This window comes from Pseudomonas lactucae, from assembly GCF_036688725.1.
Classification (GTDB): Bacteria; Pseudomonadota; Gammaproteobacteria; order Pseudomonadales; family Pseudomonadaceae; genus Aquipseudomonas; species Aquipseudomonas lactucae.
Map to the genome: position 1 here is coordinate 75972 of NZ_JAQQPT010000021.1, position 19087 is coordinate 95058.

The following is a 19087-nucleotide window of genomic DNA, read 5'->3' on the forward strand; positions in this document are numbered from 1 at the left end:
AATGAACCCCTTCGAAGACATGCGCCTGTTCTGCCAGGTCATGGAGTCCGGCAGTTTCACCGCTGCCGCCGAACAGCTGGGCCTGTCCAAACAGTTCGTCAGTCGCCGCCTGATCCAACTGGAAGACCGCCTGGGCGTGCGTCTGCTCAACCGCTCCACGCGTCGCCTGGATATCACGCCCCTGGGGCAGAGTTACTACGAGTCGGCCCTGCGCCTGCTCGGTGAAGTCGAGCAGGTGGAGCAGGGCATCGCCGGCCAGAACAGCGAGCCGCGCGGCACCCTTCGCCTCAGCGCGCCGTTGTCGTTCGCCATGGCTCACCTGGGCTGCCTGTTGCCGTTGTTCCTGCAACGCCACCCGCAAGTGGCGGTGGAAGTCGACCTCAGCGACCGCCCGGTGGACCTGATCGGCGAGGGTTACGACCTGGTGCTGCGGATCGGCACGCTGGAAGATTCCACGCTGATTGCCCGGCGCATCGCCAGCATCCCGCGGGTGTATTGCGCCAGCCCCGAGTACCTGGCGCTGCGGGGCACGCCGCACAAGCCTGACGACCTCGCCGAGCATGACTGCCTGCCTTATGGCCATGGCCGCCAGGTGCAGTGGCGCTTCAAAGGCAAGCTGCAAGCGCTGAATGTCAGCGGGCGCATGCGCGTGAATAACGGCGATCTGCTGCGCGACACGGCCATTGCCGGCCTGGGCGTCACCTACTTGCCGACCTTTATCGTCGGCGACGCGTTGAAGGACGGTCGCCTGGTCACGATTCTCGATGATTTTGCGCCTGAGGCCCTGACCCTCTCGGCGGTCTATCCCCAGCACCGGCAAAGCTCACGGCCGGTGCAGGCACTGGTGGATTTTTTGCGCGAACGCCTGGCTAGCGGCTGTTGAACGGCCGGGCGACGAGGTTTTCCAGGGCTTGGCCACTCAGGTAGCGGTGCAGGTTGGCCAGAAACGTATCCGCAATCTCCTGCCGGCTGTTGGTCGAAATCGCCGACGTATGCGGTGACAACCGCACCCGTGGATGGGTGTACAACGGGTGTCCGTCCGGCAACGGTTCCGGCTCGGTCACGTCCAGCGAGGCCAGGCCGATCCGGCCGTTGTCCAGCGCTTGCAGCAGTGCCTCCTGATCCAGCAGCCCGCCGCGCGCAATGTTGATCAGGTGCAGACCCGGCTTGGCGCTGCCCAATACGTCGCGGTCGACGATGTTGCGTGTGGACTCGTTAAGCGGTGCTGCCAGCACCAGATGGTCGGCGCGGGCGAACAGGTCGTGGATATCCTTGGCGGCTTCCACGCCTGCTGCAAAAGGCGCCTGGCTGTGTCGCAGCGCTAGCACCTTGATGCCCAATGCCTGGGCCTTGTGCGCCAGGCTCTCGCCAATCGCGCCAAAACCGAAGAGGCCCAACGTCGTGCCCTTGAGCGGGCGCAATGGGGTGAAATTCCACTGTGAGTCTTTCACCCAGATGTCCGGCAGATGCTTGGACGCGGCAAAGATCGCCGCCAGGGCGAATTCGGCCAGGTTATCGGCAGCGCTGCCCCGGGAAGTGGTGACCGGCGGGCCGTTGAACAGCCATTGCGGATAGAAGTCGATGCCCGACGAGACCAGATGCACCCACTGCGTGCCATAGGGCCAGCCCGGTGGCGGGGTGCTTGGGGCGGTGTAGCCGCGCACATTGATCGGGCGCAGCAGCAGGATATTCGCGTGGGGCGCCAGGTCGCTCGGCACGCCGACGGGCACACCGATCACCTGGGCCTCGGGGTGCAGCGACGCCAGGCGTTCGCGGATCACCTGGTTGAAGTCTTCGTCCAACTGGCTGGCAATAATCACCTGACTCATGTGCGGGCCTTCTGACGTTGAGCGAACACGGCTTTGCCGACGCCTTGCAGCACGGCGTCGTTCTGCGGGGTATGCACGCGGCTGCACAGCACGTCGCGGTAGTGCCGCTGCAACGGGCTGTTGCGTGACAGGCCGGGGTTGCCCGAGGCCTCGATGGCCAGTTCCACCGCGTGAATAGCGTTATGCGTCACCAGGTACTTCAACTGCGCCGCATTGGCCGCCGGGGTGTGGCCTTCGGCGGCGGCGTCGAGCAGGCAGCGGTTGGCAAACAGCAGGGTGTCGATATGCCCGACGGTTTCCTGGAAGCGCGGCAAGGTCGACAGCGCGGCACCGAGGTTGGACGGCTGGCGTTCTTCCAGCCAGTTCACCAGCCAGTCCCGCGCGGCCTGGGCCACGGCGTCGTACACCGAGGACAGCAACACCGACATCCAGCGCAAACCTTCGGCATCCAGCTCCGGCTGCGGCGCGCTCCAGGGGCTGACGCTGACCGCGTGGTCCAGCGGCACCAGCACGTTGTCGAGCACTACATCATGGCTGCAGGTGGCGCGCATGCCCAGGTGGTCCCAGGTGTCGATGATGCTTACGCCGGGGCTGTCCTTGGGCACCAGCCAGGCGCCCACCAACGGGTCGGCATCGTCGCTGCGCGCCCATACGCTGAACCAGCTGAGGCCGTGGCTGCCGGTGGAGTAAACCTTGCGCCCGCTGATGCGCCAGCCCTCGGCGGTGCGCACGGCGGTGGTCGCCGGCAGGCCGCCACGGGCCGGGGTGCCGAGGTCGGGCTCGACGCGCAACGCGTTGATCAGCGCGCCGTTGCGTACCGCGTCCGTGGCCACTTGGGTGCGCAGATAGGCAGGCCAGCTCTTGCTGTCTTGCAGTCGCGTGTGCTGCAGGTATTGCATCACCAGGATCAGCGCCGTGGACGGCTCGCCCTTGGCAATTGCACTGATCGCCTTGCGCGCCTGGAGCAGGCTGGCGCCGCCGCCGCCGAGCGCCTTGGGCACGGTGAGGGCAAGCAGGCCGTGCTCATGCAAGCGCTTGAAATTGGCATGGGGGAAGGCGCCGCTTTCATCGTATTGCGGCGCGGTGCCGGCCAGCTCCAGGCTGAGGCGTTCGAGCAGGGCGTCGAAGTGGGCGACTTCCACGGAGCGTAGAGACGGTTGGGTCATAAGAAGGTACTCGGTCAAAAATGTGGGAGGGGCCGTTCAAGCCCGTGCCTTTTGAGGGGCTTCAACCGCGCTGTAGCGGTTCTCCGGTACTTCCAGGCCGAGGTTGTCGCGCAGGGTCTGGCCGCTGTATTCGCTGCGCAGCAGACCCCGCTGTTGCAACAGCGGCACCACCAGCTCGGTGAAGTACTGCAAGCCGTCCGGCAGCACCGAGTTGATGATGAAACCATCGCTGGCGCCGGTCTCGAACCAGGTCTGGATCGCATCGGCGACTTGTTCCGGGGTGCCGACAAAATCGCGCTTGGGCCGCGAGAAATGCAGGGCCACTTCGCGCAGGGTCAGGCCTTCGTCGCGGGCCAGTTGCTTGATGCGGTCGGACCCGCCTTTCTGGCTGTTGGAGCCCAGGTCGCCGAGTTCCGGAAAGGGTTCGTCCAGCGGGTATTGGCTGAAGTCATGGTCGTTGAACGGGCGGCCCAGGGCGACAATGGCGTCTTCCACGGTGACCAGGTCCACCGCTTGCTGATAGCGGCTCTGCACCTCGGCCGCGTCGCGGCCGATAATCGGGCGGATGCCCGGCAGGATCGACAGTCTGTTCACGTCACGGCCGAAGCCTTTGGCGCGGCGCTTGAGGTCCTGCGTATAAGCCAGGCCTTCTTCGATACTGTCGACATGCACAAAGATCGCGTCGGCGTTTTCGGCGGCGAAGTTACGCCCGTCCTCCGAGGTGCCGGCCTGGAAAATCGCCGGCTGGCCCTGGCGTGAACGGGCAATGTTCAACGGCCCCTTGACCGAGAAAAACTCACCCTTGTGGTTCAGCGCGTGCAGCTTGTGCGGGGTGAAAAACTCGCCGCTGCGCTTGTTGTAGGCAAAGGCGTCGTCTTCCCAGGAATCCCACAGGCCCTTGACCACATTCAGGTGTTCCTTGGCGATGCGATAACGCACGGCATGGGGCGGGTGTTCGGCTTTGCCGAAGTTGTCGGCGGTGCCGCTGAGCCACGAGGTGACCACGTTCCAGCCGGCGCGACCGCCGCTGATATGGTCAAGGGAGGCAAACTGGCGCGCCACCTGGTAGGGCTCGGTGTAGCTGACGGTCACGGTGGCCACCAAGCCGATATTCGTCGTCAGTGCGGCAAGGGCCGAAAGGATGGTCAGCGGCTCGAAGCGGTTGAGGTAATGCGGGCTGGACTTGGCGTGGATATGCAGGCTGTCGGCGATGAACACAAAGTCGAATTTGGCGGCTTCGGCCAGCTCGGTCTGCTGCCTGTAGAACGCAAAATTGGTGCTGGCATTCGGTTGCGCCTGCGGGTGACGCCATTCGCCCCAGCCGTGGCCGACGCCATGGACCATGGCACCCAGTTTCAAATGGCGTGGTTTGGATGGATGTGGCTTGCTCATGTTCTGCTCCTTCAGCGCGAGGCTTGATCGTTGGGGGCACGCGTGGCGTTAAAGCTCTTGTCGAAGCCCTGGGACACGTCGATGTGGCGGGGCAACAGGCCTTCTTTCTGGTACGTGTCGGCGGTGGCTTGCAGGCCGCTGATCACGCTGTCGTCAATCTTGACCGGGGACAGGTGCGTGTCCTTGGCCACCTCGATGTGCACGGCCAGCGGCAGGCCGGTGATTTTTGCCTGGGCCGCGGCGTACTCCTCGGGATGGGTATTGGCCCAGGCATAGGCGCGGTCGACACGGGCGACGAAGTCGTCCAGCTGTGGGCGCTTGTCGGCGATGGCTTGGCTGGTGGCGGCGAAGTACAGGTGATTGCTCAGCAGCTGCTTGCCGCTGACCAGTACCCGCGCGTGGCTTTGCGAGGTGACGACGGTGGTGTAGGGGTCCCAGGTGGCCCAGGCATCGACGGTGCCGTTATCCAGCACCAGGCGGGATTCGGCGGGCAGCAGAAAGATGAATTGCACGTCCTGGCTGGTCAGGCCGGCGCTGGCCAATGCCTTGATTGCCAGGTAATGCCCGATGGAACCGCGCCCAGTGACGATTTTCTTGCCCTTGAGATCGGCCGCCGTCTTGATCGGCGAATCCTTGGGTACCACCAGTGCCGTGGTGTTGCGCCCTTCGGCGTGGATGATGCTGACGACTTTGAGCGTGGCCCCGGCACCCAGGGCGAACACGTACGGCGCATCGCCCAGGGCACCGATATCCACTGCGCCGGCGTTCAAGGCTTCGCCCAGCGGCGAGGCGGAGGGGAATTCCGACCATTGGATGGTGTAGGGCACATTGCTGGTTTCGCCTGAGGCTTCCAGCAGTGCCTTGATCGTGGATTTCTGATTGGCCACCCGCAACGGTTGCAGGTCGGCGGCGTGGGCAGTGGTCACCAGGCCGAGGGCCAGAGCGGTGCCCAATAGCAGGTGTTTGAAAGGCGTGGCGAATGTCATGGGCGATAGGCTCCAGGCAGATCTTGAAAGGTGTGGGTTACCTCCGCCGGGAAAGGGGTCGGTGCGGCCTGCACCGGTCAGGTGCAGGCGTGAAGACAGGTCAGATCACATAGAAACCATGGGTACCGTCGCGGGCCAACTGGTCGACCAGGCCGAACTCCCAATCCAGGTAGGCCTGCATGGCTTCCTTGGGGTTGTCGGTGCCTTCGTACGGGCGGCGATAGCGGTCGATACGCGGTGAGGCCAGGTGGGTTTCACCTTCTTCCAGCGGCAGTTGCGCGTTGATCCACGCGGCCGTGCCACCTTGCAGCAGGAACACTTGCTTGCCGGTGAGCGCTTGGACGTCGGCCACCGCCAGGCGCGCCAGTTGGCTGCTGCCGCAGGTCAACACATAGCGTTCGGTGGTGGGCACCTTGGCCAGGGCCTGGGGCAGTTGCGCGCGCAGCACCCACCAGGCACCGGGGATATGGCGTTTCACATAGTTGGCGCTGGCGGTGAAATCCAGCACCACGGTATCGCCATGGGCCAGCCAGTCGGCGAGGGTGTGCGGGCTGATCAGTTCGGCCTGGGGCGGGGCGGGCACCGGGGCGACCCAGGCGCCTTTCTCGCTGAAGTGCGCAGGTTGCAGATCGTCCAATACGTGCACCTCCCAACCCAGCTGGGCGAGCCAGGACGCCGACATGTTGGCGCGCACGCCGTCATCATCCGCCAGCACCAGCCGCGCGCCGCGCACACTGGCGACGTGGTCGGTTTCCTGCACCAATTGCCCACCCGGCGTTGAGCGCGCGCCGGGCAGGTGGCCGACCTCGAATTCTTCCGGGGTGCGCACATCGAACAGGTAGGTGGTGCGTGTCGGCTCCTGCTGCCAGCGTTGCAGGTCTGCCAGGCTGGCGCGGCCGACGCGGGCCTTGTCGGCGACGCGGCGTGCGTCCCGGGCCGCGATCTGGCGGTGTTCCTCCGCGGTCGGCGCAAAGCGTCGCGACTGGCCATGGGCGAGCTTTTGCCCGGCCAGGGTCCAGCCGATGGTGCCGTTGCGCAGGGCTGAGACGGGGTTGGCCACGCCGGCGTTGATCAGCGATTGGGTGCCGATAATGCTGCGGGTACGCCCGGCGCAGTTGACGATGATGCGGGTCGCCGTGTCGGGCGCCAATTCACGGGCACGCAGCACCAACTCGGCACCGGGCACGCTGATGCCGGTGGGGATGCTCATGGTCTGGTATTCGTCGAAACGGCGGGCATCAAGCACCACCACATCGGCCTGGCTGTCGAGCAGGGCCTGCACGTCTTCGGCGGCCAGGGACGGCGTGTGGCGCTCGCTCTCCACCAGTTCGCCAAAGGCTTTGCTCGGCACGTTCACATCGATAAACAGCTCGCCGCCGGCGCTGCGCCAACCGTTGAGGCCACCTTCAAGCAGGCTGACCTGGGTGTAGCCCAATGCAAGCAGGCGCTCGGCGGCCCGGTCGGCCAAGCCTTCACCGTTGTCGTAGACAGTCACCGGGGTGTCGCGCCGTGGAATGCGCGAGTACACCTCCAGTTCCAGCTTGGACAGCGGGATATTCGCCGCGAACAATGGGTGGGATTCGGCGAAGGGCGCTTCTTCGCGTACGTCGATCAGGGCGAGTTCTTCGCGGTCCAACAGGGCCTGGCGGATCTGGGCGAAGCTGCGGGTCGGTGTGCTCATAGGGCAGGGCTCTTTTCTTTGGACAAATCCCAGATGTTCGGGAGAAAGGCGTTGGAATAACCGGAGATAAACAGTTTTTCAGTGCCGTCGGGCTGGTACACCGCGCGGCGCACCGCACCGATATTGGCGCCGTACACATGAATGCTGATCGACACCTGGTCACTGTGGACGTTGCTCACCTGGTGGATATCGCCGACCTTGGGCGATACCGCCTCTACCTGGCCGGGCGCCAGCTCAATGGGCTTGCCCTCGGCGACCAGGCGGCCGTCGGGGGCGCGTTCAAAGCCTTGGGACAATTCCGCGCCACGCAGCATGCCAATCAGCCCCCAGACCCGGTGATCATGAATCGGCGTGCTTTGCCCCGGCCCCCACACAAAGCTGACGACGCTGAAACGCTGGCGTGAATCGGCATGCAACAGGAACTGCTGGTAGCGCTCGGGGTCGGGTTGGGCAAACTCATCGGGGAGCCAGTCATCATGGCTGACCAGTTGCGCCAGCAGCTTGCCGCCACGGTGCAGCAGGTCGCCTTCGCGTGGGTTGCCGTCGATCAGTTCCGCCAGGGCACCTATGAAGGCTCTGAGTCGCTCGGGGTGTCGGGCCTGGGTCATGAGAATTCCATCGGTCTGCTGTGATGGGTTTATCTAAGCATAATGTTTATATTTAATATGCTATTTTTTAATGATTAGCTTATAGCTGAAGGTAATTTAGAATCGGTCGGACTAGGCTTAGACGTTATCGATCCCAGGGCAGGCTATCCAGATGCCGTTTGCGCAACTATGCTTCGCACACATCTTAATGACTGTTCTCTATGTGCGGCCCAAATGAAAATTGACGATATCGATGCCTTTGTCGAAGTGATTCGTTGCCAATCCATCAGCCATGCCGCCGAGTCGTTGCAACTGACCCAGCCGGCCATCACCCGCCGCGTGCAGAACTTCGAGCAGGCGTTGGGGGTGGAGCTGTTCGACCGCAACACCAAACCCTTGAAGCCCACCTTGATCGGCACCCGCGTGTATGAACAGTGCCGGCTGATCCTGCGCGAGATGGACGCCCTGCGCGAACTGGTAGCCACTGACGCGCCACCCACCGGCCTGTTGCGCCTGGGTGTGCCGCAGACCCTCGGCGACGTGGTGCTGCTGGATGCGCTCAAGCATTTGCGCGGGGCATACCCTGAACTGCGCGCGCAAGTCGCCACTGGCTGGGGCAGTCAATTGGTGGGCAAGATCGAGCGCGGCGAGCTGGATGCGGCGGCGGCGTTGTTCCCGGCGGGCAAGATCTTCCCGGACAACATCATCGGCGAGTCCATCGGCAAGATGGAACTGGTGGTGGTATGTGCCAAGGCGCAACTGCCTAAAAAGCCGTGCAAGCTGGCGGATGTGTACCAGAACGGTTGGGTCCTCAACCCGGACGGTTGTGGTTTTCGTGCCGGCTTGCAGCGCACCTTGTCCGACCAGGGCCTGGCGTTGCGCGTCAACCTGGAGACCTTCGGTACCGAGCTGCAACTGGGCCTGGTCGCCGATGGCCTGGGCTTGGGCCTGGTGCCGCGCCCGTTGCTGGAGCGCAGCGCGCACCGCGAATACCTGGCGGTGATGCCGCTCAAGGATTTCAAGCCGGTGATGGACCTGTGGCTGATCTACCCGCACTTCCTGGGCAACCTGCAAGGGCCGGTGGATGCGTTCGGCCAGTTGGTCGCGGCGTCTTTGCAGAAGATCAAGGACGCGGCTTGATATGAAAAAAAATAATAATTAGCTTAGATTAAAATGTGCTTTTTATTATTTTTGGCAAACCCCTAGGCTTGCCTGGAAGTCCTTAAGGCCATCCAGGAAGTTTTGCCATGAGCAGCGTCACCTCCATTTCCAGCGTTTCCAGCACCGTCCGCCAACGCGTCACGCCAGAAGAGTGGGACGTGCGCGTCAAACTGGCCGCCGCCTACCGCCTGGCGGCCCTGTACAAGTGGACCGACCACATCTACACCCACTTTTCCGCCCGCGTGCCCGGCCCGCAGGAGCATTTCCTGATCAATGCCTTCGGGCTGTTGTTCGATGAAATCAACGCCTCCAACCTGGTCAAGGTCGATCTCGACGGCACGATCGTCGACGACCCCACGGGCCTGGGCATCAACTACGCAGGCTATGTGATCCACAGCGCCATCCACGGCGCGCGACATGACCTGCAAGCGGTGTTGCACACCCATACTCGCGACGGTATCGCGGTGTCGGCGCAAAAGGACGGCCTGTTGCCGATTTCCCAGCATTCCATCGCCTTTTCCGGGCGCGTCGCCTACCACGGTTACGAAGGCATCGCCCTCGATCTGGACGAACGCGAGCGACTGGTCGCGGATCTGGGTGACAAGAGCGTGATGATCCTGCGCAACCACGGCTTGTTGACGGCCGGTATCAGCGTCGAGCATGCGTTCCAGCAACTACAAAGTCTGGAGCGTGCGTGCAACATTCAGATCGCGGCACAGGCGGCCGGCAACGCGGAGTTGGTGTTCCCGCCGCAGGCGGTAGTGGCGAAGGTGGAAGAACAGGCCAAGGCCCACAGCAGCGGTGAAGGCCCTGGCGTGGCGCGGCATTGGAATGCACTGATTCGCCAGCTCGAGCGGACCGATACCGACTACAAAAACTGATCGCTGGCTTGGCAACGGTCCCTTGCGGAGAGCTGGCTTGCCTGCGATGGCGAATGGGCTATCGTGGTGAGCGGGGCAAGCCCGCTCACCACAGGATGGATTTTCAGCTTTTAAAGTTGTGTAGATATCTTCACAACTTTGGCGTGGCCCTGAACCTGTGGCGAGGGAGCTTGCTCCCGATGGCGGCCTGACAGCCGACCAGGATGTTGGATCAGACCGAGTACATATCCATTCCTGCGGTAACGGCCACACCGGGGGGCAACAGCAATAGCGCAGAAGCAAGAGCACGCAGTTGTGTAGATACCTATGGCCATCGCAGACAAGCCAGCTCCCACATTTGTGGTTTGCGTTATGCCTAAGCGACCTGTTTAGCCTGTTCGCGTTCTGCAATCAGTTGGCGGGTGAGGGGGATCAATTGCTTGCCGTACTCAATCGCATCATTGAGCGGATCAAACCCACGGATCAAGAACGTGGTGATACCCAGGTCGTAATAATCCACCAATGCCTCTGCCACCTGTTCGGCGGTGCCGACCAACGACGTGGAATTGCCCTGCGCGCCCAGCAACCCCGCAATGCCTGTCCACAAACGCTTATCCAGCCGCGCCCCTTGCGCCGCCGCCGCGAGCAACCGGCGCGAACCTTCATTCGGCGGTTCGCGCCGCACAAAGCCATTCTGCTCGGCCAGTTCCGTGGCCTGTTGCAGGATAGTCTCGGCGCGCGCCCACGCCAATTCCTCGGTCTCGGCCAGGATCGGGCGCAGCGACAAACTGAAGCGAATCGTGCGCCCATGCCTGGCCGCTTCGGCACGCACCTGGGTCACAATCTGGCGCACCTGCTCATAGGTTTCGCCCCATAACGCGTACACATCCGCATGTTTGCCGGCCACCTCAATCGCGGCGGCGGAAGAACCGCCGAAATACAACGGAATATGCGGCTGCTGCGGCGACTTCACCGACGAATGCGCGCCTTCGACCTGGTAGTAACTGCCGGCAAAATCGAAGGGCTGTTCGGCAGTCCATTCCTGACGCACCACGCTCAGGTATTCGTCGGTGCGCGCGTAGCGTTCGTCCTTGCCGATATGGCTGCCATCGGCACGCAGTTCGCGGTCATCGCCCCCGGTGATGATGTGCACGGCGGTACGCCCGCCGTTGAACACATCGAACGTGGCGAACTGACGCGCGGCCAGGGTCGGCTGGACGAAACCCGGTCGGTGAGCGATGAGAAATTGCAGCTTTTTCGTCACGCTGGCAGCGTGGGCGGCGATCAACGTGCTGTCCGGGCTGTTGGAATGGAAGGCCACCAGGGCGCGGTCGAAACCGGCCTCTTCGTGGGCGCGGGCAACGGTTTCCACGTAATCCGGTTGCAGGGTAGGGCCGCTGCGCGGGTGGATCTCGGAGGCGTGGTGACCGCCGATATAACCGATGAATTCAATGCTCATGGTCTGTCCTTGTCGAGTAGGGTGATCAACACCTCCGCCGGGTAGGGGGTCGGTCATGCTCGTTCAAGGTAGGGGCAGCGAATGGCGGTGTAAAATGCCGTTTGGTTCTATCCTCATTATTAAAAAATAGAATCATGTAGGCAATATTTGATCAGATAAATGCATTTAGCATGTGTGCCGGCACGGGTGTCGCCCATCCTGGACGCTCATGTGCGCTCCCGGGTGTCGGATATGTGGGCCAGCAACTCTGCGGTCTTGACCTGCAGGTAGTGGCTGTCGCCGCGGCTTTCCACGCACAGGCATACAGACAGGGCGTCACTGACCTGTAACTTGAAACGCCAGTCGGCAAAAACCATGGACAAGCCCGTGCACGACTCATCGCTGTCCAGGGAGTTGTCGGCATATAACACGTGCATGCGTTCAACGACATGCGTCGAGTTATTGACCTCGACATGAATATTTCCCGAAGAAGGGAATACGCCAATACGCTCTACCAGTAACTTTGATGTGTTCATGGCCGTCCCCTCGCTGTTGCATTCAGGAGGTACTTTATTATGCGAGGGTAAAAAAGTACTGGAATGTTATTTTTAGTCGGCTATGCCAATGCGGGTTATTTTCGACGTGTACGACAGACGCTTGAAGTTGACGACGTGTGGTTGTAAATGGCTGATGGTGGGCGTTCAGTTAAGGCTTTTGACTGCGTTGAGCGGCAAGCCGACCCGGTGCTCGCGATGCAGGAGATTGATCAGCACAATCGCGCGTTCCTCGCCTGTCATACCCAGGAATACGCCCTCGAGTTCAGCAAATGGCCCTTCATTGATACGCACGTTCTCCCCAGGAGCCAACAGCGGTGTCACAAGGGGCTGGTGATTGCGTCGCTGCAATTCGTCGATCAGTTCATCGCCCACCGGCAGTGGATCGCCACCAAATGCAACGATGCGCGAAACCCCACGCGTGGAGCGCAGAGGGCTCCAACTGTCCTGCGAGCTCAACTGAATAAACAGATAACCGGGGAACAGCGATTCAGTCATGACCCGACGCTCGCCTTTTAACAGGCGCTCACGTGTGCAGATGGAGCGAAAGCAGGTGTAGCCCTGGCGCTGCAGATGCGCTTCGGCGCGTTCATCCTGCCTGGCTTTACACTGAACCAGATACCAGGCTTTGGCGGCGAACTCTGTCGTTGCGGTCATGGGATGTCCTTATGGCGGTGAGCCTGTTCAGCCGGCACTCGGATGCCACGCGTTGCGTTAGTTATTGACTGTTCGTCGTGTCATGTTGATCGAACTAACGCCGGCAGTGCGTAAATGTTAGAAATTGTCGGTGGCGGGTATTAATAACAAATAAGTGCCCGAGCAGGCGCAGTGTTATTTTTTGTCCGTTTAAAAACTTGGGTGCCGCCCAAGGGGCGTGATAAATAAGTACCGCGTTAAAGTTGTAAAGCGGGCTTTGCTGTTTCTGTGCCTGTCGATGGCAGGCTTGTACGTGGTTAAAAACTCTTATGTTCGGCAAGTGCGACGTCACCGCCAAAGTTGAAAAGACGGGGAAATTATCTTGCTTAAAAGAGTGTTGATTGTCTGTGTCGGCAATATTTGTCGCAGCCCCATGGCGGAGCATCTGTTGCGTGAGGCACTCACTCGTTCCGATATCGAGGTGAGTTCCGCCGGCCTGTCCGCATTGGTTGGCGAGCCCATCGAATCGACGGCACTTGCGGTGCTGGCGGCGCATGGCCATGCGCCCAACGTGCACCAGGCGACTCAACTCGCGCCCCAGGCGATCACCGAGGCTGATCTGATTCTGGTGATGGAACAAAAGCACATCCGCGGCGTGCTCGGCATGGCCCCCGAAGCGCGAGGCAAGGTGTTGATGCTGGGGAAGTGGCAAAGCGACCGAGAGATAAGAGACCCCTACCGTCAAGGTAAAGCTGCCTTTGTACACGCGTATGCGTTGATCGAAGAAGCGGTAAACGCGTGGGCGCTGCGCCTAGCAAAGTGACAACCCCCTTTCTTGAATCGTATTAAGGCAAAGAATCCGACTTATGCAGCAAGTGCCAGTAGCCACCCTACGAGAAGACGACGCCGACGAGATTGATCTCCTTGGTCTGTTTGGAACACTGATCGACCATAAAGGGTTGATTGCAGCGATTACGGGCGCGTTTATGCTGACGGGGGCGGCCTACGCGGTGCTGGCGACGCCGGTTTTCCAAGCGAATGCGTTGTTGCAGGTCGAGGCCAAAAAGAACGATTTGCTGGGTTTCTCCGACGTCAGCAGCATGCTCGGAAAAGAGTCGCCGTCCGCGACCGAAATTGAACTGATCAAGTCACGTGCAGTGATCGGCAAGACCGTGGACGAGCTCAAACTCGCCATCCTGATCGAGCCTGAGTACTTTCCCATTATCGGCGGTTTTCTTGCGCGGCGTTTTAAAAATACCAACCCGGGTGAAGTCTCCAGCCCATGGTTGGGTCCGACCCGTTACGCGTGGGGAGGCGAGCTGCTGAAAATAACCCGCCTGGACCTGCCGCCCAACTTGCTCGCCAAAAAACTGACCTTCATTACGGGTGAGGGCGGGGCGTTCACATTGCTCGATGACGATGATGAACTTCTGGCGCAAGGGCAGGTGGGCGAGGCTGTCGAGCAGCATGGCGTTGCGCTCTTCGTCGAAGCGCTACAGGCCAATCCGGGGACTCGGTTCAGCATCGTGCGCAAACCCCGATTGACCAGCATTCTGGATTATCAGGAGGCGCTGGATGTCACTGAGCGCGGAAAAGAATCGGGCATTATCGGGTTGGCGTTAGAGAGTACCGAGCCGGAACTCGCGGTAAAAATCCTCAACAAGATTTCTGCGCTCTATGTCGAACAGAATGTGCAGCGTACTTCGGCTGAGGCGGCGCAAAGCCTGGAGTTTTTGAAAGAGCAATTACCTCAGGTCAAGAGTGACCTGGAAAAGGCCGGCAATGCGCTCAACGCCTACCAGACGCGCACAAAGTCGGTGGACATCAGCCTGGAAACCAAAGCGATCCTGGACCAGATTGTGTCGCTGGATACGGCCATCTCTCAGTTGAAACTCCAGCAAGCCGAGATGGACCGCAAATTCACCCGCCAGCATCCGGCCTATCGTGCATTGCTCGCGCAGATCGGTGAGTTGAGCAGCAAGCAACAGAGGCTGTCCGAGAAGGTCCAGGACCTTCCTTCGACACAGCAAGAACTGCTCAGCCTGAACCGCGATGTCGAGGTCGGCACGGCGATCTATACGCAGTTGCTCAACAAGTCCCAGGAACTCGACGTGATGCGAGCGGGCACGGTGGGTAATGTGCGTTTGATCGATGCGGCGGACGTAAACCTCATCAAACCGGTCAAACCCAAGAAAGTGTTGATTGTTCTGGTCGCAACGTTCCTGGGCTTATTCCTGGCGGTGGTGCTGGTGCTGTTACGCAAAGCCTTGAACAGAGGCATAGAAAGCCCGGAGGCTATTGAGAAACTTGGGCTTGCGGTCTATGCCTCCATACCCTACAGCACGCTTCAAAAAGACCTGGAAGAACAACCTACCGCTACGCAAAAACGCCCTGCTCGCAGTGGTGGGTTGTTGGCCATCAACCATCCCACGGACCTGGCGATTGAAGCGCTGCGCAGCTTGCGCACCAGCCTGCATTTTGCGATGCACGAAGCCAGCAACAATCGCCTGATGATCTCCGGTCCCAGCCCACAAGTGGGCAAGACCTTCGTGTCGGTCAATCTGGCAGCCGTGATCGCTCAGACAGGCCTGCGCGTGTTGGTCATCGATGTTGATATGCGAAAAGGCTACATCCATAAAGTCATGAACACCTCCAGCGTCAATGGGCTTTCCGATGTGCTCGCCAAGCGCTGCGATCTGACAACGGCCATTCATAAAACTGCGATCGAACATTTTGACTTTATCAGCCGTGGGCAAATACCGCCTAACCCGTCGGAATTGCTCATGCATCGAAACTTCACGGAACTGCTATCGCAGGTCAGTGAACAGTATGACTTGGTCATCCTGGATACCCCTCCGTTGTTGGCGGTCACCGATGCGGCGATTGTAGGGCGCCAGTCAGGAACGAACTTGATTGTGGCGCGGTTCGGTTTTAACCCCGCCCGGGAAATAGAACTCACCATGCGTCGGTTCGCCCAGAACGGGGTTAACTTGAAAGGCGCTATCTTGAACGGTATTGAAAAAAGAGCGTCGGCGAAATACGGGTATGGTGCGTATGGTTACTATACGTATGAATATAAGTCGGATGTTAATTAAGGCCTGTGGGGCGGGCTGATATAAATACACGTCGTCATGAATATGGGGTTCTCAGGGAATGACGCTAAACCCTGGGGCGGTAGCGTGGGTTTTTCAAGTTTGTATGACGCACTGTCTGCGCCTGGGACCTGGCCACGGGAGAGAGACGAGCCTGTGTTTTGTTGAACACAGGTGGTTTTGATCCGATTGATAGTTGAGAGAAAGATGGCCATAGCAAATAAACAGGGCTTCTACGTAGAACTCGAGTCCATTCGTGGGGTGATGGCGTGGTGGGTTGTATTTGGGCACCTCTACTCTTGCTTTCGTCCCGCCATGGGGCACGTTCCTGCGTTGATTGATAAGGTTCTATTGGCGACCGCTATCCCGGTAGATATCTTTATTTGTTTGAGCGGTTTTTTTATCGCGATGGCGTTGAGCGGGAAAAGCAGCGGCTACCGTTCTTATATTATTCGGCGTGCGTTCAGGATTATCCCGATTTATCTATTGGCCATCGCGCTTGCCGCGCTGTTGTTCAATGAACGGATGAGTGTCCGCATGGAACTGCCGTGGAACACGCCAGCCCAAGCAGCGGCAGTTGAACAGTATTGGACAAGTATCACGGGTAATATCACCGCGTACCTGCTGCCTTGTCTGGTGCTGCTTCAAGGCGTGATCCCGGATCAATGGCTGCCCCACGCAGGTGATGCGTTTTTGGCGCCGGCCTGGAGCCTCACACTCGAATGGCAGTTTTATCTGATCGCCCCTGTGTTAGTCGCCGCTTTTGCATTTGGGCGCGCCAAGGAACTGCTGGTGGCGGTGGCGGTGTTGGCGTTTTTACTGCTGGCATACTCCGGCCTGACCTTCTCTTATGGCAGTTTCATATTAATCAAGTTACCGATTTTCATGATCGGCATGTTGACCCACGATCTGTTTCGTCGCGATGAGGGCGAATGGCGTAACGCGATGTTGATCATGGGCATTGTAGTGGCGGTGGGTCTGATTACCCGTTCGTTCGCCAGTTTTGCCTCGATTGCGTTATGGGCAATAGTAGCGATAGCGTTCAAGTTGAATGACAAACTTAACCCGCCATTGCTCGGCCGGTGGTTGGCACTGCTTAAAATGCCGTTTAGGAACCCTGTGTTGCTCAGGTTGGGCGGGATGTCATACCCCACCTATCTGATGCATATTCTGATTATCGATGGGGTGCTGATAGTGGCGAAGAAATGCGGTTATCTCAGTAATGATCGGGTGGGGGTGTTGATCCTGCTTTCGATAGGGCTGACGTATGGTGTTTCATGGGCGGTTCATAAATGCCTTGAAGTGCCGTGTATTGAGATAGGTAAAAGATTGTCCGGGTCCGTTTATTCGCGAGCATTGAAATGCGAGTAACCGCGCTGGTAAATTATTTTTTGTTTCCGCTGCTCTTGGTGGCTACGGCATTTAACTTGCGGTATCGGCTGACCGGGGCGGAGATACACCTGGGTGGCGCCGAACTGTCGGTTGCGCCTTACGATATTTTTCTTTTGCTGATTTTGGTATCCATTGTTTTTTTCAGTAAAAAAATCAATCTGGAGAAAATCAAGATCGACAGAATCACCACCCTGGCGATTTTTTTTGTGGTGCTGTCTTCTGTGTCGATCATTAATTCGCAAGCGGTGAGTTTCACGCTGTACGAAATCGTTCGCCATTGGAAAATCATTGTTTTGTTTCTGGTGGTGCGGTCGGTTTTCCATGATGCGAAATCGATGGATAAATTCACCCGGGTGGCGGCGCTGTTAATTCTGTTTGAGACGCTGTATGCGGCTTATCAGTTGGCAACCGGTGATATGACCGAGGATGCTCAACAGGTCAAAGAACTGTTCGTGGAGAACGGCATTACCCGAGTGACCGGTACGTTACGACACCCCGCCTTGTTATCGTTGTTCACGGTGCTGTTGTTGCCATTTTGCGTGTATGGCGCAGTGAATGGGCGCGGCAGGTTGCTGTATATAAGCGCCATCGCGGCGGGTTTTGTGGTGATTTGCCTGACCTACTCCAGAACTCAAATTGTGTTGTATTTTTTTGTGGTCGGGCTGTGCCTGTTCTACTTCAAGCGGCCCAATGGACGTTCTATTTTAAGAAACAAAAAGATCATCTATACCTCGCTGGTGTTTGCCTTGGTCATCATGGCCGGTGCCATTTATAACCTGGAAAATCTCTATGCCCGATTTTTCGATGCGCCAGAGTCGAGTACCACCTCCAGGCTGATTTTGGCCAAGATTGCCCTGAATATGTTTGTCGCCCATCCGATTATTGGCGTGGGGTGGAATAATTTTGTTGATGTGATGGATAAATACGATGAGTTCGGCGCCTCGCAGAGCTTCAGGTACCCTGCCCATAATATGTACCTGCTGGTCATGTCCGAGACGGGGTTGCTGGGCATTGTGAGCTATTTACTGCTTATATGGAGTGTCTACAAGCTGCACAAAAATACGATAAAAAGGCATGTCGGTGTGTCGATTAACAATGCTTCCGCGGCGGCGCTGGTTTCGATCATCGCAATATTGATAACCGGTATCCAGGGCTGGTCATTTCGAGCGGACAGTATACAAGCGATTATCTGGATAAATTTCGGCATCATCTGCGGCCTCAACGATAGGGCAAAACAGCATGTGTAGACGATACTTCCTGTGCCTCTGTCTGTTGGCGATCAGTTTCGTTGCCCAGGCCTCTACCCAACAGGCCGACACCTATAACGCGGGCAAGCAGTTACGCGGTTTCAATATCGATTTGAATTTGAACGAAGAGGATTTCAAACAGTTGGACGGCTTGAACGTAAACGCCGTGCGCGTGGCGTTTGCATCCCACCCACTGTTTGACGACAGGGGCGGGCTTGATGATGTCGCGGTCAAGGTGCTTGATACCTATGTGCGCTACGCGAAGCAGTACAATATTTTACTTCTGGTCGATGTTCATACCTTTCCCGGCAACGTCAAGAAATATTCAGGGTCGACTGAAGACGCATATTGGCGTGACGCCGAACTCATGGGAAACCTGATTGCCAGCTATGCGCAACTGGCGCAGCGCTACAAACATGAAAGCATGGTTATCGGCTATGACATCGTCAACGAACCGGCGCCCATCGAGCGCGGCGTTTATCTGGATTTTATAAAGAAGGTCAGCGCAACCCTGTTGCAGATCTCGCCGGACAAGGTTGTGCTTATCCAGCCGCGTATTACGGTTCAACCCAATGGTATTCCCAATGGGCAACGGTCCAATTGGAATGAAATCACGCCGTTGATAGACGACCACTCAATAATAGGAAGCCTGCACTATTACGACCCTGGCAACTTTACCCATCAGGGCGTGCGTGGCTTTCCGGCGGATCAACGGTTGCCCTTCTTACTGAGAGGCGAGGGCGCTTTGAGTATGTACTTCAAGAAGACACTGTCCCAAGTGCTGAAACATCCGGGACCAGTGATCGTTGGGGAGTTCAGCGTATCGAATTACAGCCCGGTGGACGATGCGGGGCTGTATATGCAGACATTAATCGATCTGTTCGAGCAAAAGCGTTGGAGTTGGTTTTATCACGCTTATAAAGAAGCGGATATCTGGAACCCTCAGGTCACCCTGACAAACACCGGCTTGGCCCCCGATTCAGCCTCTAAAAAATATGTGCTGTTGAAGCGCTATTTCAAATTGAACGATCGATTTCAGAGCTCCGACTGAGGGCGTGCAGGAGTT

General features: G+C 58.8%; 17 protein-coding genes. 8 read left to right on the forward strand and 9 right to left on the reverse strand.

The features are described 5' to 3' along the window. Window position 1: 1 nt before the first annotated feature. Window positions 2-883, forward strand: coding sequence for a LysR family transcriptional regulator (locus tag V6M90_RS22970; protein WP_003173458.1), 882 nt, complete (start codon window positions 2-4; stop codon window positions 881-883). On the opposite strand, the gene V6M90_RS22975 is transcribed toward V6M90_RS22970, so the two are convergent. The 6 genes from V6M90_RS22975 to V6M90_RS23000 form a co-directional block, all read right to left on the reverse strand. Then, window positions 870-1829, reverse strand: coding sequence for a D-isomer specific 2-hydroxyacid dehydrogenase family protein (locus V6M90_RS22975; protein ID WP_141064492.1), 960 nt, complete (start codon window positions 1827-1829; stop codon window positions 870-872). The two genes, V6M90_RS22970 and V6M90_RS22975, sit on opposite strands and share 14 nt — an antisense overlap. Continuing rightward, the gene (locus V6M90_RS22980; protein WP_141064491.1) at window positions 1826-2995 is read right to left on the reverse strand and encodes an acyl-CoA dehydrogenase family protein; all 1170 of its coding nucleotides are present in this window, start codon (window positions 2993-2995) and stop codon (window positions 1826-1828) included. Before V6M90_RS22980 ends, V6M90_RS22975 begins: the two co-directional genes overlap by 4 nt. A gap of 36 nt (window positions 2996-3031) precedes the next feature. Continuing rightward, a complete protein-coding gene (locus V6M90_RS22985; RefSeq protein WP_141064490.1) occupies window positions 3032-4387 on the reverse strand; it encodes an LLM class flavin-dependent oxidoreductase in 1356 nt (451 codons plus the stop codon). Between the two features lie 11 nt (window positions 4388-4398). Next, complete coding sequence (locus V6M90_RS22990) at window positions 4399-5373, reverse strand: ABC transporter substrate-binding protein (protein ID WP_003173464.1); 975 nt, start codon at window positions 5371-5373, stop codon at window positions 4399-4401. 100 nt (window positions 5374-5473) lie between these two features. Continuing rightward, on the reverse strand, window positions 5474-7054 hold the full coding sequence (locus V6M90_RS22995) for a rhodanese-related sulfurtransferase (protein WP_332847178.1): 1581 nt from the start codon (window positions 7052-7054) through the stop codon (window positions 5474-5476). After that, entirely contained in the window at window positions 7051-7662 is a 612-nt protein-coding gene (locus V6M90_RS23000; protein ID WP_003173466.1) for a cysteine dioxygenase family protein, read from the reverse strand. The genes V6M90_RS22995 and V6M90_RS23000 overlap by 4 nt, the downstream gene beginning before the upstream one ends. A gap of 213 nt (window positions 7663-7875) precedes the next feature. Between V6M90_RS23000 and V6M90_RS23005 the strand changes: the two genes are divergently transcribed. Beyond that, complete coding sequence (locus V6M90_RS23005; RefSeq protein ID WP_003173467.1) at window positions 7876-8781, forward strand: LysR family transcriptional regulator; 906 nt, start codon at window positions 7876-7878, stop codon at window positions 8779-8781. 107 nt (window positions 8782-8888) lie between these two features. Continuing rightward, the gene (locus tag V6M90_RS23010) at window positions 8889-9683 is read left to right on the forward strand and encodes a class II aldolase/adducin family protein (RefSeq protein ID WP_003173468.1); all 795 of its coding nucleotides are present in this window, start codon (window positions 8889-8891) and stop codon (window positions 9681-9683) included. A gap of 355 nt (window positions 9684-10038) precedes the next feature. On the opposite strand, the gene V6M90_RS23015 is transcribed toward V6M90_RS23010, so the two are convergent. The 3 genes from V6M90_RS23015 to rfaH all read right to left on the reverse strand — a co-directional run bounded on the left by V6M90_RS23015 (window position 10039) and on the right by rfaH (window position 12311). Continuing rightward, complete coding sequence (locus tag V6M90_RS23015; protein WP_003173470.1) at window positions 10039-11121, reverse strand: LLM class flavin-dependent oxidoreductase; 1083 nt, start codon at window positions 11119-11121, stop codon at window positions 10039-10041. A gap of 206 nt (window positions 11122-11327) precedes the next feature. Further along, complete coding sequence (locus tag V6M90_RS23020) at window positions 11328-11636, reverse strand: phosphomannomutase (RefSeq protein ID WP_305429322.1); 309 nt, start codon at window positions 11634-11636, stop codon at window positions 11328-11330. Window positions 11637-11801: 165 nt separating this feature from the next. Beyond that, on the reverse strand, window positions 11802-12311 hold the full coding sequence (rfaH, locus tag V6M90_RS23025) for a transcription/translation regulatory transformer protein RfaH (protein WP_332847179.1): 510 nt from the start codon (window positions 12309-12311) through the stop codon (window positions 11802-11804). Window positions 12312-12672: 361 nt separating this feature from the next. Here rfaH and V6M90_RS23030 point away from each other — a divergent pair, with 361 nt between their 5' ends. The 5 genes from V6M90_RS23030 (at window position 12673) to V6M90_RS23050 (ending at window position 19072) form a co-directional block, all read left to right on the forward strand. After that, window positions 12673-13113 (forward strand): low molecular weight protein-tyrosine-phosphatase, encoded by a 441-nt coding sequence (locus tag V6M90_RS23030; protein ID WP_080547082.1) that lies wholly within the window; start codon window positions 12673-12675, stop codon window positions 13111-13113. A gap of 43 nt (window positions 13114-13156) precedes the next feature. Beyond that, window positions 13157-15385 carry a polysaccharide biosynthesis tyrosine autokinase gene (locus V6M90_RS23035; RefSeq protein ID WP_332847180.1) on the forward strand — a complete coding sequence of 743 codons (2229 nt, stop codon included), beginning with the start codon at window positions 13157-13159 and terminating at the stop codon, window positions 15383-15385. A 204-nt stretch (window positions 15386-15589) separates the two neighbouring features. Continuing rightward, window positions 15590-16753, forward strand: coding sequence for an acyltransferase family protein (locus V6M90_RS23040; protein WP_141064481.1), 1164 nt, complete (start codon window positions 15590-15592; stop codon window positions 16751-16753). After that, window positions 16744-18021: an O-antigen ligase family protein gene (locus V6M90_RS23045; protein WP_332847181.1), complete on the forward strand. Its 1278-nt coding sequence runs from the start codon at window positions 16744-16746 to the stop codon at window positions 18019-18021. Before V6M90_RS23040 ends, V6M90_RS23045 begins: the two co-directional genes overlap by 10 nt. Window positions 18022-18046: 25 nt before the next feature. Beyond that, window positions 18047-19072, forward strand: a complete 1026-nt coding sequence (locus V6M90_RS23050; protein ID WP_003173477.1) for a glycoside hydrolase family 5 protein — start codon at window positions 18047-18049, stop codon at window positions 19070-19072. Window positions 19073-19087: the final 15 nt, after the last annotated feature.